Raw genomic sequence first — 12,626 nt, 5'->3', positions numbered from 1 at the left:
ATCAACACGCGCTGAATGGTCCGCAACTCGCGATGGAGAAGGCACTCTGGTATCTACTGGCGGGCACGCGCGGTGGGGCGAACCGGGCCCGCATCATTCGCCTCCTCGACGACAGACCGCGCAACGCCAACCAACTCGCGGAAGCGCTGGAGGTGGACTACAACACGATTCGACACTACCTCGACGTCCTTCTCGATCACGACGTCGTCGAGGCCGGCGGCGAGGACTACGGCGAACTGTACTTTCTCTCTGATCGGTTCGAGGCGAACCGGGAGGCGTTCGGTCGAATCGTCGACAGAGTGGAGTTCGAGACGGAGGATGAGAGTGATGACACACACACCGACTGACGCGGGCGCACAGCCGATAGACAGCCGCAGAGGGGAGGACCGAGTTCGATGACGCCCCTCTTGAGTTTCGCTGCGGCGCTCTCAGTGGTGAACGTGGTGCTGCTCGCCGTGGTGAGTGCGGTCTGGGCTCGAAACTACCGGACGTTTCGGTCGCCGCTCACGCTCGGACTCCTCAGTTTCGCCGCCGTCCTCGCCGTCGAGAATCTGGTCGCGCTGTCGTTCTTCTTCAGTATGGGGATGCTCTACACCGGGTCGGCCGCGGCCCAACAGGCGGTGCTGGCGATGCGGGGTCTCCAGTTCGTCGCCATCGTCTTCCTGACGATCGTGTCGCTCCGATAACCCCCGCAAAAGCGGTTCTACAGCGCCTCGCTCGTGGCTCGACCGCTTCTGTTCCCGAGGCGGACGCGCTACGGCTCCTGTAGGACGCCAGCGAGGTGATCCGCCACCGGCGGGACGTACGTGGCGTAGTGGAAGGTGTGTTTCAGACCGCCGTACACGTCGTTGATCAGACGCGTCGGCACCTCGCCGCCGTCTTCTGTCACTTCCTCGCGGAACTCGCGCATCCGGTAGTCGAATACGTCTGTCGCCGGCCAGTCCAGTTCGATCCGGATGCCTCGCGGCGCACCGGACCATACCATCCGGAGTGCATCGACCGCGTCGTCGTACGCCGACGCGATCTCCGTCGCCGAGTCCGGGACGCCGTACTCGCCCGCCTGAATCCCGTCGATGACCGTACGGAACGTTTCGATTCCGGCCAGTCCGGCGGCCGCCTGGAGAGACCACTTCGCGGGCTGGCGTTCGAGTCCCCGCCCGCGGATGAAGTCGTCGTCGACGAGATTCAGGGCAGCGCGGTAGAGCTCTTCGGCCGGCGTTCCATCGATCGATCGCGTGAACGGCGGCTCGTTCAGGTCCAGATAGTCGTGCACATCTGCGCGCGAGGACGTGATCTCGAACTCCCTGACTAACTGCTCCGCAGCCGCCTCGATCCGCGGGCGGTAGGCCGTCGGTTCCGAGAGCGAGTCGCGGTACGCCTCCCGGAGCGCCATCGCGTCGGCGAGTGCGGCCTCAGCGGATTCGACCGAGGCCGCGACGTCACTCACCCGGAACACGTCGCTTCTGGGCGCCTCTGGAAGGTCTTGACCACGACGGAGTGACCGTTGAACCGCCGCGATAAGAGTCTCGATGAAGTCGTGGACCAGCAGGGCCTCCAGCGGCGACGCGCCCTCGTACCGCCACGAAGCCAGGAAATCGTACATCGCCGACCGGACGGACTCCCGCCGCGATCGGGGGGACTCTGGATCGATCGCTCCGATCGCCGCACGGTAGGCCGCGTCGAGCCCGGCCGCTTCGGCACGAACCGACCGGAGGCGGGCCAGCCGTTCTCGGTCGGTCGACGGTCGCAGGGAGTACTCATCCCGGGATTCGCGGGATGAGCCCTCCCCGCTATTGAGTTCGCTGAACCGATCAGCGACGTGCGATCGCTGCTCCGCGAGTTCGGCCGAGAGCGCCTCGTTCGGGAACTCGGGCGATTCTGGGACGCCACCGAGGAGCGTCCGGATCCGGGACCGGTGCCGATCCATCGCCTCGGGTGGGATCGAGAGCGGAAACGGGTCCGGCCGCGTCGGCGGCGACCGCTCTGCTACCTCGGCCAAGGCGGCCTGATCGTACGAGACCGTGTCGTCGTCGCCCAGGAGCGACTCGCCCACCCCGCCGCACCCTGCGAGCGTCGCCGCGAGCGCCGTTCCGGCACCGGCGAGGAGGTCCCGACGTGAGCGGCGAGTCATCCTGCACCACCGCCCGACGCCGAGGTCGACGTCGCGGTCTCGTTCGACATCGGCGTGACTGGCTCGAAGTTGAGGACTGACGGTCGGTCCCTGCAGGAACTGCTGAATCCCATCCCGAGACTGTTGAACGAATCGCCAGCGAACGGGAGTCGGATCGCGACCCCGACCGTGTCTTCGGCATCCTGTTCGCACTGCACGTCGGCGGGTCGCATCGACCGGCAGTACTCGGAATCGACGCCGTCGTCTTCCTTTCTGACGGCGGTGAGTCGGAGTTCGTAGCACTCCGGGATCGGCCGGACGAGGAGCAGCACCGAGTCGGTCTCGAGGTCGGTGTCGCTGACGAATGCTTCGAGTTCACGGGCTTCTGCGACATCGCTGAATGCCGGCACGCTCTCGGCGTCGGTCAGGTGATCGTAGAAGTGGATCCGGTCGGAGGAAGCGCCGTCTGCGACGAGTGCGGCTCCCGCCTCGTTTCTGACCGTTCGTCGCTCGTAATCGGTGACTGGCTCTGTTCGGTGCGACGAGAGATCGACGTCCTGTCGGGCGCTGTCGCGGAACTCCAAACACCCGGCGACGCCGCCGAGGATCGGGAGGGAGGACGCCCTGAGGAAGGCTCTGCGGGACCAGCGGGACATAGATGGCTCCACAGCGCGGTACGGTGAAATTCTTGTGTCTCCTGCCAGCGGACCGGATCGAGGTGTTGAGCGCGCCTCGGTGAGTGGCCGTTCGACGTCGGCGGGACTCGTCCCGGGGGGTCGTCTGAGTGACAATCGGCCGACACCGAGCGGGCAGCCGTCGCCGTCGGGAACGAGGCCGAGATCTCCCCTTACTGTCTACCGGTAGCTTCAGCCGATGAAGCCGGCCGCTGGCCCTGATACTCCTTCCACCCCTCTATCCGGGTGTGATGCAATCGATCCGCTCACTGCTCGAACGACTCACCAACGAACAGCCGGTCGTCGTGTTTTCGATCCTCGCGATCGGCGTCTCCTGGACGGTATGGCTCACGACGTTTTCGGTGACCACGCCACGGTCGGGACTCGGATATCTCGGTATGGGTCTGGGTGCCTTCGGCCCCGGGGTCGCGGGAGCGGCCGTGACGCGTCTCCGTGGCGAATCAGTCCGCGCTTGGCTCGCGACGATCTTCGAGTGGCGACGACCACTCCGCTGGTACGGACTCGCAATCGCGGTCCCGGTGGTCGGAGCCCTCGGAGTCGGTGTTGTCGTCTTCTCACTCGTAGGGCTTCCCGACAGCAGTTCCCTCGGGCAGCTGGCCCCGCTCTTCCTGTTTAATCTGGTGCTGGCGACGCTGTTCACCGGCGGGAACGAGGAGTTCGGGTGGCGGGGATTCGCCCTCCCACATCTCCAGAAGCGATTCAGTGCGCTCACCGCGAGTGTCCTCGTCGGTGGCGTCTGGGCACTCTGGCACGTCCCGATGTTCGTCTACGACGTGTACCCCCACTCACCGGTGCTGTACACTGCCAGCGTGGTCAGTTTCGCGGTCATCCTCACGTGGTACTACAACGCGTCGGACGGATCCGTTCTCGGTGCCGTACTGCTCCACGGGACGATCAACGCCGCGGTGAACGTCCCTGGACAGGTCGTCGGTGGCGCTGCTGCGGTGCCGGTTCCATACGCGGTGATTTTGACCGGCGTGTTCGGGGTGCTCGCTGCACTGCTCGTCCTCCGCTATGGTCCTGCGACGCTGTCACACCGGGACGTGGTCCGGCCGCGGTGGACGGAGACCCAGTCGACTGACGGATCCGCGGCCGGGAACGCTACCGGCGGTCGCCCCGCCGCCGACCCGTCCGACTGACGCACCGACCGAACCGCGATGTTCGTTCGAACCGCGTCGAGTCCGACGGACGACGAGCGGTCTCAGTCTCGCCGCGGGGCCCAGAGGCCGTAGAGAATCAGTCCCAGCCCAGCGACCTCGCTGAACTGGCTGATACTGTTGACGACCGGCGCGGGAACGTTCAACAGGAGATACAGCGTGACGGCGAGGACGCCCGGAACGAACAGCACCAGGACGAATCCGACCGCGATGTACAGCATCGGCCGGCTCCGGTTCTGTCGATACGCCCTGTAGGCGATGTAACTGATCGCCAGTCCGAGAAGAACGATCACAGCCTCGCTGAGCTGGCGAGCGGTGCGTAACGCGTCGAGATCGATCGACTGGAGAATGAGGTCGAGCATCTTATCGTCCCTCCACGAACCGAGTGAACCGGTCGGTCATCCGTTCTCCGCGCGAGACCGTGATCTCGAAGCCGTCCTCCTCGAGGTCGAGTTCGATGCCTTCGAGTTCCGTCCGATAGACCTTGTAGTTCTTCCCGTCGGTGACGGGCTGGATGTCTTCGGTGACCAGATCGTACTCTCGGAGCCGTTCGAGCCGACGATACACCGTGGGTTCGGAGACGCCGGCGCAGTCACTGAGTTCTGCCGCCGAGCGTGGCTCCTTCTTCGCTTCGACGAGGATCGTCCTGGCACAGTCGTCTCCGAGCAGGTCCGCGAGTGCGTCTGGGTCTCGCACGTCGGACACGGTAGCTGATCCATCTCCCGGTTTCCCAATATGCGTTGCGTCGTTTCAAGCCCCTGATCAGCTTCACGCAGTGCAGTCAGTTGGAGCCGAGACTCGGGTTCGCCGGAGACGGGGAACAGATATCGACGAGACGGGGCGATCAGTGCGGATCATCCCCTCGTCGAGGCTGCTCGAGGCCCGTGACACTGCACACGGTCCCTTGCGACGCTTCACACCACCCCTCGGTCCAGGCCGATGGACCTCGCACCGGCGTCTGCAGGGGGTTCTCACTGGACTCTCCGCCGAGTACCCACAGACCGCCGCGGCAGCGAGGAGCCAGCGGGTCGGCAGGGTTTTTGCATCCGAGTCCGGATGCCGGGGTATGCAACGCCGGCTGGTCCTCGGGTGCGGGTCGACCGCACGCGGGACCGTCAAGCGCCTCGCTGAGTGGCCCGGCGAGCTGACGATCGTCGTCGGCGACGACTGCACGTTGCCGGAGGGGATCGGGAGCGATGTCGATATCGAGCGGCGTTCGCTGGACGATCCGACGGCGTACCCGCCGGCGGTGGATCTCGTCTACGTTGCGGGCGGTAACGACGGCACCAACGTCGACGCGGCCGAGCGCGCCCGCGAACACTTCCCCGATGCGGAGATCGTCGGATTTCTGAGTGGTGAGGCCGATCCCGAGGCGCAGACGCGGTTTCGACAGGTGGTCGATCAGGTCGTCGACGCCCGGCGCGCGCTGCTGGATCGCTTGGACGACCTGACCCGTGGCCCGGGGGCCGAACGGCTCAAGCGGCTGTTCGCGACGCTCCGCAGCACGCAGGGTCGGCTGGCGGTCGTGATGCACGACAACCCTGATCCCGACGCGATCGCCAGTGCACTCGCGCTCGCGCGGGTCGCCTCCCGCGCCGGGGTCGCCGCGGACGCGTGCTACTTCGGCAACATCGCTCATCAGGAGAACCGCGCACTGGTGAACCTCCTCGAACTCGACCTCGTCGAACTCGACGACGCCTCGTCGATGGACGACTACGGGGGCGTCGCGCTCGTCGATCACTCCCGGCCCGGCGTCAACGACGGCCTCCCCGAGGAAACGACGGTCGACATCGTCGTCGACCACCATCCCCCGCGTGCACCCGTAGAGGCACGCTTCGTCGACATTCGACGGGACATCGGAGCCACCAGCACGCTCTTGTCGGACTATCTGCGCCGCGCTGGCATCGACCCCGACGAGTCGTTGGCGACGGCGCTGCTCTTCGGGATCCGGGTCGATACCGACGACTTCACGCGTGAGGTCACGACGATCGACTTCGAGGCGGCCGCGTGGTTGCTCACGCACGCCGATCTCTCGGTCCTTGAACGCGTCGAGTCACCGAGTATGACCTCCGCCGTCGTGGAAACACTCGCCCGAGCCATCCGGAACCGCGACGTTCGCGGGGACGCGCTGGCGACGAACGTGGGGTCGATCTCCGACCGCGACGCCCTCGCGCAGGCCGCCGACCGGATCCTGAATATGGAAGGAGTCAAAATCGCTGTGGTCTACGGGTTCACCGACGGGACGGTGTACGTCTCCGGCCGGGCCCGCGGCACCGACGTCGACCTCGGAGAGACGCTCAGAGACGCCCTCGGTGCCATCGGTAGCGCGGGCGGGCACGCCGATATGGCCGGCGGACAGATCCCCCTGGGGATCCTCGCGGAGGCCGACTCGTCTCCCAACGAGTTGCAGACGATCGTCACGGACGTGATTGCCGGCCGTCTCTTCGAGACGCTCGAAGACGCGACGACGCTCCTCGACGCCGCCGACGACGAGACCGACTGGACGGTCGAGTTCCCGTTCGACGGTCACAGCGGCGAGCCGGTCGGCTCGGAGCCCCCGGGTGGCGGACGATCGCTGGACCGTCCCGAGGGCCCGGACCAGTGATCGTCGGCCGAAGGCACGGAGACGCTCGCGGAGCCCGCCGGCGGCCACGAGGAGTACGTTTTTGCGCGGCCACCGCGTATCGCCGCCAATGAGCGGGAGACCGAAAGTCGAGGAGTACATGACGCGAGAGGTGCAGACCGTCTCGCTGGACGATACGGTTGCCGACGTCGCTCGACGGATCAAAGAGAGCGACGGACACAACGGCTTTCCGGTCTCGAAGGGCCGCAAGGTCGAGGGCTTCATCACGGCCCGAGACCTGCTCTTGGTGGACGACGAGGATCCGGTGTTTACGGTGATGACTGAGGACATCATCGTCGCGGATCCGGATATGGATGTCATCGACGCGGCGCGGGTGATCCTCCGCTCAGGCATCCAGAAACTCCCAGTGGTCGACGACGCTGACAATCTCGTGGGCATCATCTCCAACACGGATGTCGTTCGCTCACAGATCGAGCGCGCCACGCCGGAGAAAGTCGGGAAACTGATGCGAACCCTCGAACAGATACACGAAACGACCGTCCATCAAGAGCCGCGGATCGTCGAACTCGACGATCTCACGCCCTCACAGGCGCGAGTCTATGCCGACGAACTCGAGGGACGGCAGTACGAACTCGAACGGGGCCTCGCGGAACCACTCGTCGTCATCGACAACGGCGGTTCACTGCTCCTTGCGGACGGGCACCACCGCGTGATGGCGGCCCACCAACTCGGCATTGAGGAGATGGACGCCTCGGTCATCGTCCTCGACGAAACCGTTGAACTGGGAATGGAACGGACCGCCGAACAAGAAGGCTTAGAGACGATCGAGGACATCGAAATCGCCGATTACGGCCGTCACCCGTTGATCGAGACGACCCAGCGGCTTCAGGAGTGACAGACACCAGTACTCACTCGGCGTCACTCGCGGCGTCGCGCTTCCACCGTTCGAGCAGGGAGGTGGCCGCCTCGGCGTCGTCCACGCGTTCTCGGCGGTAGGCGCTGCCTTCCGGGGATTGATGCAGGCGATCGAGCCTGACGACCCACGACCCGTCGGGGTGATGTCGACGACGCAGCGTCACGTACCCGTCCTCGCGCGTCCACTCCACGAGGTCCTCTTCGTCCCGCGTCCGTTCCCACTCCATACGCAGTGCATCGGCTCGGCGCGGTCTGTATGTTCCGGTCCCCAGAGATGAAGTCGCCGAGCGAACGGCACCAGGACCCGTCAGTCGGCGAGTTCCGGCTCGACTGCCTCGGCGGCTTCGACGCTCGCGAGCGGCCCGGTGCGGGCCGCGCACTCGGGACACTGGGGATAGCCCAGGTCGTCGTACTGAACCGAGTCGGCCGGGAGTTCGGTTCCACACGCGGCGCACTCGAAGTACGTTGGCCAGTCGAAGTCCATACGCCATCTTTGGAGGCATATGTAATAGTTAATGACTCGTTATGGCCGTCGAGCGGCCGGATTCGGATCGTCAGACGCGCGGCTGACGCTTGTATGACTGGCGACCGACGCGGGAGCGACGAGCACGGTCCCTTCGACAACCTTCTTGTGCGCATACGCGCACCTGCTACGTGTGAATCCGTACGAGCGCCGCACTGAAGCGGTCCAAGCCGAACTCGCCGACAGTGGCGCGGACGCGCTGATCTGCGTCCCCGGCCGGTCCCTCCAGTACCTCACGGGGTTCGCCGACGAACAGCGCGAGCGACACCTCTTCTTGCTGCTTCCCGCCGTCGGCGACGCGACGTTCTTCGCGCCCGAACTGTACGAATCGCAACTCCGTTCGACCACCTGGGTCCGGGAACTCGAGACCTGGGGCGACGCTGCGGATCCGGTGACAGCGCTCGCGACGCTCTTCGACGACCTCGGCATCCCGGCCGCGCCGGACCTCTACGTCGACGATCGGATGTGGGTGACGTTTATGCAGGACCTTCGGGCCGTCAGGCCGGGGGCGACGATCGAGCTCGCGAGCGGCGTGCTCGCCGACCTCCGGGCCCGGAAGGACGACGCGGAACTGGCGGCGCTCCGGACCGCCGCTCGGGCGGCAGATGCGGCGATGGAGCGCGTCCGTGCACTCGGCGAGGACGCGATCGGACTGACCGAGGCCGAACTCGCCGGTCGTATCGAGTCGTTCCTCACTGAGGCCGGCGGCGAAGGCGTCTCTTTCGAGACGATCGTCGGCTCCGGGCCGAACGGCGCAATGCCGCACCACACGCACGGCGAGCGGCGAATCGCGCCGGGCGATCCGGTCGTCCTCGACTTCGGGACGCGCGTCGACGGATACGCGAGCGATCAGACCCGAACCGTGGTCTTCGACGGCGACCCCGGCGAGCGGTTCCGCGAGGTGCACGCGGTCGTCGAGAAAGCGCAGGCGGCCGCAGTCGACACCGTCGCGCCCGGGGTCACCGCGTCGGCGGTCGACGAGGCGGCCCGTTCAGTGATCGAGGACGCCGGATACGGCGACGCGTTCGTCCACCGGACCGGGCACGGCGTCGGCCTCGACGTCCACGAAGCCCCCTACATCGTCGCCGGCAGCGATCGGACGCTGGAGCCGGGGATGGTCTTCAGCGTCGAGCCTGGGGTCTACCTCGACGGCGCGTTCGGCGTTCGAATCGAGGACCTGGTGGTCGTGACCGAAGACGGGTGCGAGCGATTGAACCGGACGACGAGAGGATGGGAACTGGACGCGGCAGCCGACTAGTTGGTCGGCCGTGAGCTATCGTTCGAGACGGACTCCGGGAGTTGGAACCCCCGCTGCGGCGCTCAGGTGTCCGCGTCCCCGTCGGATCCGTCTTCTGCCCCCTGCGGTGAGCCGAGCAGTGCGTCCACGTCGGCGTGGTCGTTGAGGAGGTCGCGCATCCGATCGATGGTCTCGGCGTCGCGGGCGCGGCCGGTGTTGACCACCGTCTCGGCGCGATCGACGACAGAGAGCGTGTCACCGGTGGCCAGGAGGATCGGCACGCCCTTCTCCTCGGCGTTCCCGAGCACGGCCGGGGTGGGACGATGTCCCCCGGTGAGGATGATGGCGTTGACGCCCGGGGCTTCGAGAGCGGCGGTGACGATCTCCGAGCGATCGCCGCCGGTGATGACCGCGGCGTTCTTCGTCCGACGGAAGTACCGCAGTGCGGCGTCGCCGCCCATCGCACCGACGAGGAACCGCTCGACGTAGGCGTCGCGATCGCCGCTGACGAGGTCCTCCGCGCCCAGTTCGGCCGCGAGCGCGTCGACGGTCACGCCCGCGAGGTCCCGCTCGCGGGAGACGATGCCGATCACGGGCACGCCGCGGCTCTCGAGGAACGGAACCACCTCCTGTTCGAGTTCGTCGAAGACGGCGTCCGCGACGCCGTTGAACAGCACGCCAGCGAGGCGGTCACCGAACGCGTCGGCGGCGGCGAGCACGTCATCGACGCTGCCGGGTTGCTCGTAGTCGGCGACGAGCAGGACGGAGGCGTCGAGTCGGGCAGCGACGTCTGGATCGGTCAACTCCACGATACCGCCGGTGGTCCACGAACCGCCGCCCTCGACGAGCATCAGGTCAGTGCCGGCGGCGAGGTCCGCGAAGTGTCCCTCGACGACGCCGGCGAGTTCCTCGGGGTCCTCCTGCCCCCTGATCGCGCCGTCGATGAACGTCGGCGAGTAGACGATCGGCTCCATCTGGTGCATCTCGCTGTCGAGATCCAGCAGTTCCCGCGCGAGCATCGGATCCTCGTCGAGCGTCTTGCCGACGTTCGACTGGAGGCGGGTGCCCATCGGTTTCATATAGCCCACCGAGAGGCCGCGGTCCTGCGCCAGGCGGCCGAGCGCGAGCGTAACTGCCGTCTTGCCGGTGCTTTCCTCCATCGAGGTGACGAGTAGGGTGTTGGTGTGCATCTGTGGGGTCCTCCGTCAGAGTCGGTCGGGGTCGACGGTGAGCCGCACGTCGACGGCGGAAACGCCGTCTGGCCCGGCCACCAGTGGGTTGATGTCCAGTTCCAAGATCGCGGGGAAGTCGGTCACGAGCTGTGAGAGCCGCTGAATCGTCTCGACGACGCCTTCGACGTCGACCGGATCGCGGCCGCGCGCCCCGCGCAGGAGCGGCGCGGCGTCGATCTCGTCGGTCATCGCCGCGGCCTCGGGGCGCGAGACGGGGGCGACGCGGAACGTCGTGTCTTCGAGCGTCTCGACGAAGATCCCACCGAGTCCGAAGAGTAAGAGCGGTCCGAACTGTGGGTCGCGGTTGACACCGACGATGGTCTCGACACCGGCGTCGAGGTCGACCATCTCCTGAACCTGAACGCCGATGATCGTCGCGTCCGGCTGGTAGTTGCGAGCCCGCGAGACCAGGTCCTCGTAGGCGTCGTAGACGTTCTCGTGGGAGACGCCGACCTTGACGCCGCCGATGTCCGATTTGTGCAGAATGTCGGGGCTGACGATCTTCATCACCACGTCGCCGTCGATGTCCTCTGCGATCTCCAGTGCGTCTGCGGGCGCATCCACGATGCCGCCTTGGGGTGTCTCGATGCCGTACGCGTCGAGCAACTCCATCGCTTCGACCCCGAGTCGGGTGTCCTCGCGGTCCTCGACGGCGGAGAGGATCTCTCGCGCGCGGTCGCGGTCGACGTCGAATTCGGTCGGCTCCCGGTACTCGCGTGTCGAGATGTCGCGGAACTGCGAGAGGGCGTCGAGGCCGCCCACAGCCCGCGCGGGATCGAAGTAGTTCGGGATCCCGGCCTCAGCGAGCGTCCGCGCTGCGGCGTCGACCCGCCCGCCGCCCATAAAGCAGGCCGCGACCGGTTTGCCGTGGTGGGCCTGCAGCGCGACGGTCTCCTCGGCCAGCGCCTCGTAGTCGAGGACCGCCGTCGGACAGGCGAGGACGATGACGCTCCCGACGTTCTCGTCGGCCAGGGCGACGTCGATTGCGTCGCGGAAGCGCTCGTTGTCTGCGTCGCCGACGACGTCGACGGGGTTGTAGACGTTGCCGCCTGCTGGCAGCGCCTCCCGGAAGGCGTCGAGCGTCTCGTCGGTGAACGAGGCCATCGAGAGCCGCGAGTCGCCGATGGCGTCTGTGGTCATCACGCCCGGGCCGCCCGCGTTGGTGATCACCGCGACGCCGTCGCGCTCGGGAACCGGTTGGCTCTCGAGGACGCGGGCGGCGTCGAAGAGTTCCTGCACCGACTCCGCGCGGATGACGCCGGCCTGATCGAGGCCCGCCTCGTAGGCCTCGTCGGACCCGGCAATGGTGCCGGTGTGACTCGAGGCCGCCTGCGCGCCCGCGTCGGTTCGGCCCGATTTCACGAGGACGATTGGCGTCTCCTGGGTGACTTCGCGGGCCGTCCGGATGAACTGCTGTCCGTCGTCGATGCCTTCGAGATACCCGATGACCACGTCGGTATCAGGGTCTTCGCCCCACGATTCGACGAAATCCGATTCGTCGAGGACGGCCTTGTTGCCGAGCGACACCACGTCTTTGAACCCGATCCCCTGCTCGTTGGCCCAGTCGAGGACGGCCGTGATGAACGCGCCCGACTGGCTCATAAACGACATCCGGCCCGACTGTGCGTCCTCGGGGCCGAAACTGGCGTTCATTCCGACCGGTGTCGACATAATCCCGAGGCTGTTCGGGCCGACCAGGTCGATGTCGTACGACTCGGCGACCGCTCGAAGCTCCTGCTCGCGGGCGGCACCTTCACTCCCGGTCTCGCCGAAGCCGGCGGTGATGACCACCACGCTCTTGATTCCGGCTTCACCGGCTTCGCGGACGGCCTCGACCGCGATGTCCGGCGGGACGACCACCACCGCGAGGTCGGCGTCGGTCTCCGCTACCCCGTCGTAGGCAGTGCGGTCGAAGACCGCCTCCCTGCTCGGATTCACGGGCACGACCGCACCGACGTAGGAATCGATGAGGTTCTCCATAATGGCCCGTCCGACGGAGCCCTCGCGATCGGTCGCGCCCACGACGGCGATGCGCTCGGGCGCGAACAACTCGGATAGCTCTGCCATCGGCTGGGGATACTCCGCCTCGGTGCTTAAATCCAGCCTTCGTGTACTCGGTTTCGAGTTATCGATCGCCGAACCGGTCGCTCACGTCCGATTGCTCCCGAACGCT

Annotated in this window: 14 protein-coding genes; 6 read left to right on the top strand and 8 right to left on the bottom strand. The window is 66.6% G+C overall.

The window, feature by feature from the left end; all coding sequences use genetic code 11:
• Positions 1 to 32: 32 nt before the first annotated feature.
• Together BLU74_RS10055 and BLU74_RS10050 are read left to right on the top strand one after the other, a co-directional pair.
• Positions 33 to 347, top strand: coding sequence for a winged helix-turn-helix domain-containing protein (locus BLU74_RS10055; protein ID WP_089767154.1), 315 nt, complete (start codon positions 33 to 35; stop codon positions 345 to 347).
• Between the two features lie 48 nt (positions 348 to 395).
• Positions 396 to 686 carry a DUF8036 family membrane protein gene (locus BLU74_RS10050; RefSeq protein ID WP_089767153.1) on the top strand — a complete coding sequence of 97 codons (291 nt, stop codon included), beginning with the start codon at positions 396 to 398 and terminating at the stop codon, positions 684 to 686.
• Between the two features lie 68 nt (positions 687 to 754).
• Here BLU74_RS10050 and BLU74_RS10045 read toward each other — a convergent pair whose 3' ends face one another.
• Positions 755 to 2,131 (bottom strand): hypothetical protein, encoded by a 1,377-nt coding sequence (locus BLU74_RS10045; RefSeq protein ID WP_089767152.1) that lies wholly within the window; start codon positions 2,129 to 2,131, stop codon positions 755 to 757.
• Complete coding sequence (locus tag BLU74_RS10040; protein ID WP_089767151.1) at positions 2,128 to 2,766, bottom strand: hypothetical protein; 639 nt, start codon at positions 2,764 to 2,766, stop codon at positions 2,128 to 2,130. The genes BLU74_RS10045 and BLU74_RS10040 overlap by 4 nt, the downstream gene beginning before the upstream one ends.
• A 269-nt stretch (positions 2,767 to 3,035) precedes the next feature.
• On the opposite strand from BLU74_RS10040, the gene BLU74_RS10035 reads away from it, so the two are divergent.
• Positions 3,036 to 3,944, top strand: a complete 909-nt coding sequence (locus BLU74_RS10035) for a type II CAAX endopeptidase family protein (RefSeq protein WP_089767150.1) — start codon at positions 3,036 to 3,038, stop codon at positions 3,942 to 3,944.
• Between the two features lie 62 nt (positions 3,945 to 4,006).
• Here BLU74_RS10035 and BLU74_RS10030 read toward each other — a convergent pair whose 3' ends face one another.
• Together BLU74_RS10030 and BLU74_RS10025 are read right to left on the bottom strand one after the other, a co-directional pair.
• Positions 4,007 to 4,324, bottom strand: coding sequence for a DUF7521 family protein (locus BLU74_RS10030; protein ID WP_089767149.1), 318 nt, complete (start codon positions 4,322 to 4,324; stop codon positions 4,007 to 4,009).
• Between the two features lies 1 nt (position 4,325).
• Positions 4,326 to 4,667 carry an ArsR/SmtB family transcription factor gene (locus BLU74_RS10025; protein WP_217635359.1) on the bottom strand — a complete coding sequence of 114 codons (342 nt, stop codon included), beginning with the start codon at positions 4,665 to 4,667 and terminating at the stop codon, positions 4,326 to 4,328.
• A 361-nt stretch (positions 4,668 to 5,028) separates the two neighbouring features.
• Between BLU74_RS10025 and BLU74_RS10020 the strand changes: the two genes are divergently transcribed.
• Together BLU74_RS10020 and BLU74_RS10015 are read left to right on the top strand one after the other, a co-directional pair.
• Positions 5,029 to 6,567 (top strand): DHHA1 domain-containing protein, encoded by a 1,539-nt coding sequence (locus BLU74_RS10020; RefSeq protein ID WP_089767147.1) that lies wholly within the window; start codon positions 5,029 to 5,031, stop codon positions 6,565 to 6,567.
• Positions 6,568 to 6,655: 88 nt separating this feature from the next.
• Entirely contained in the window at positions 6,656 to 7,441 is a 786-nt protein-coding gene (locus BLU74_RS10015) for a CBS pair associated ParBc domain-containing protein (RefSeq protein WP_089767146.1), read from the top strand.
• Positions 7,442 to 7,454: 13 nt separating this feature from the next.
• Here BLU74_RS10015 and BLU74_RS10010 read toward each other — a convergent pair whose 3' ends face one another.
• Together BLU74_RS10010 and BLU74_RS18930 are read right to left on the bottom strand one after the other, a co-directional pair.
• Entirely contained in the window at positions 7,455 to 7,688 is a 234-nt protein-coding gene (locus BLU74_RS10010; RefSeq protein WP_089767145.1) for a DUF7543 family protein, read from the bottom strand.
• Between the two features lie 80 nt (positions 7,689 to 7,768).
• The gene (locus tag BLU74_RS18930; RefSeq protein ID WP_175454612.1) at positions 7,769 to 7,945 is read right to left on the bottom strand and encodes a hypothetical protein; all 177 of its coding nucleotides are present in this window, start codon (positions 7,943 to 7,945) and stop codon (positions 7,769 to 7,771) included.
• A 172-nt stretch (positions 7,946 to 8,117) separates the two neighbouring features.
• On the opposite strand from BLU74_RS18930, the gene BLU74_RS10005 reads away from it, so the two are divergent.
• Positions 8,118 to 9,242 carry a M24 family metallopeptidase gene (locus BLU74_RS10005; RefSeq protein ID WP_089767144.1) on the top strand — a complete coding sequence of 375 codons (1,125 nt, stop codon included), beginning with the start codon at positions 8,118 to 8,120 and terminating at the stop codon, positions 9,240 to 9,242.
• Positions 9,243 to 9,304: 62 nt separating this feature from the next.
• Here BLU74_RS10005 and BLU74_RS10000 read toward each other — a convergent pair whose 3' ends face one another.
• Both BLU74_RS10000 and BLU74_RS09995 read right to left on the bottom strand, forming a co-directional pair.
• Positions 9,305 to 10,411 carry a phosphotransacetylase family protein gene (locus BLU74_RS10000; RefSeq protein WP_089767143.1) on the bottom strand — a complete coding sequence of 369 codons (1,107 nt, stop codon included), beginning with the start codon at positions 10,409 to 10,411 and terminating at the stop codon, positions 9,305 to 9,307.
• A gap of 15 nt (positions 10,412 to 10,426) precedes the next feature.
• Complete coding sequence (locus BLU74_RS09995; protein WP_089767142.1) at positions 10,427 to 12,520, bottom strand: acetate--CoA ligase family protein; 2,094 nt, start codon at positions 12,518 to 12,520, stop codon at positions 10,427 to 10,429.
• Positions 12,521 to 12,626 lie beyond the last annotated feature (106 nt).

The organism is Halobellus clavatus (assembly GCF_900107195.1).
Classification (GTDB): domain Archaea; phylum Halobacteriota; class Halobacteria; order Halobacteriales; family Haloferacaceae; genus Haloquadratum; species Haloquadratum clavatum.
The sequence above is the reverse complement of the archived record's forward strand: the minus strand, read 5'-3'. Positions and strand labels throughout refer to the sequence as shown.

Bases quoted from the DNA above. Each gene is read 5' to 3' on its own strand.
- BLU74_RS10055 (WP_089767154.1), top strand. From the start codon at position 33: ATGGAGAAGGCACTCTGGTATCTACTGGCGGGCACGCGCGGTGGGGCG.
- BLU74_RS10050 (WP_089767153.1), top strand. From the start codon at position 396: ATGACGCCCCTCTTGAGTTTCGCTGCGGCGCTCTCAGTGGTGAACGTG.
- BLU74_RS10045 (WP_089767152.1), bottom strand. From the start codon at position 2,131: ATGACTCGCCGCTCACGTCGGGACCTCCTCGCCGGTGCCGGAACGGCG.
- BLU74_RS10040 (WP_089767151.1), bottom strand. From the start codon at position 2,766: ATGTCCCGCTGGTCCCGCAGAGCCTTCCTCAGGGCGTCCTCCCTCCCG.
- BLU74_RS10035 (WP_089767150.1), top strand. From the start codon at position 3,036: ATGCAATCGATCCGCTCACTGCTCGAACGACTCACCAACGAACAGCCG.
- BLU74_RS10030 (WP_089767149.1), bottom strand. From the start codon at position 4,324: ATGCTCGACCTCATTCTCCAGTCGATCGATCTCGACGCGTTACGCACC.
- BLU74_RS10020 (WP_089767147.1), top strand. From the start codon at position 5,029: ATGCAACGCCGGCTGGTCCTCGGGTGCGGGTCGACCGCACGCGGGACC.
- BLU74_RS10015 (WP_089767146.1), top strand. From the start codon at position 6,656: ATGAGCGGGAGACCGAAAGTCGAGGAGTACATGACGCGAGAGGTGCAG.
- BLU74_RS10010 (WP_089767145.1), bottom strand. From the start codon at position 7,688: ATGGAGTGGGAACGGACGCGGGACGAAGAGGACCTCGTGGAGTGGACG.
- BLU74_RS18930 (WP_175454612.1), bottom strand. From the start codon at position 7,945: ATGGACTTCGACTGGCCAACGTACTTCGAGTGCGCCGCGTGTGGAACC.
- BLU74_RS10000 (WP_089767143.1), bottom strand. From the start codon at position 10,411: ATGCACACCAACACCCTACTCGTCACCTCGATGGAGGAAAGCACCGGC.
- BLU74_RS09995 (WP_089767142.1), bottom strand. From the start codon at position 12,520: ATGGCAGAGCTATCCGAGTTGTTCGCGCCCGAGCGCATCGCCGTCGTG.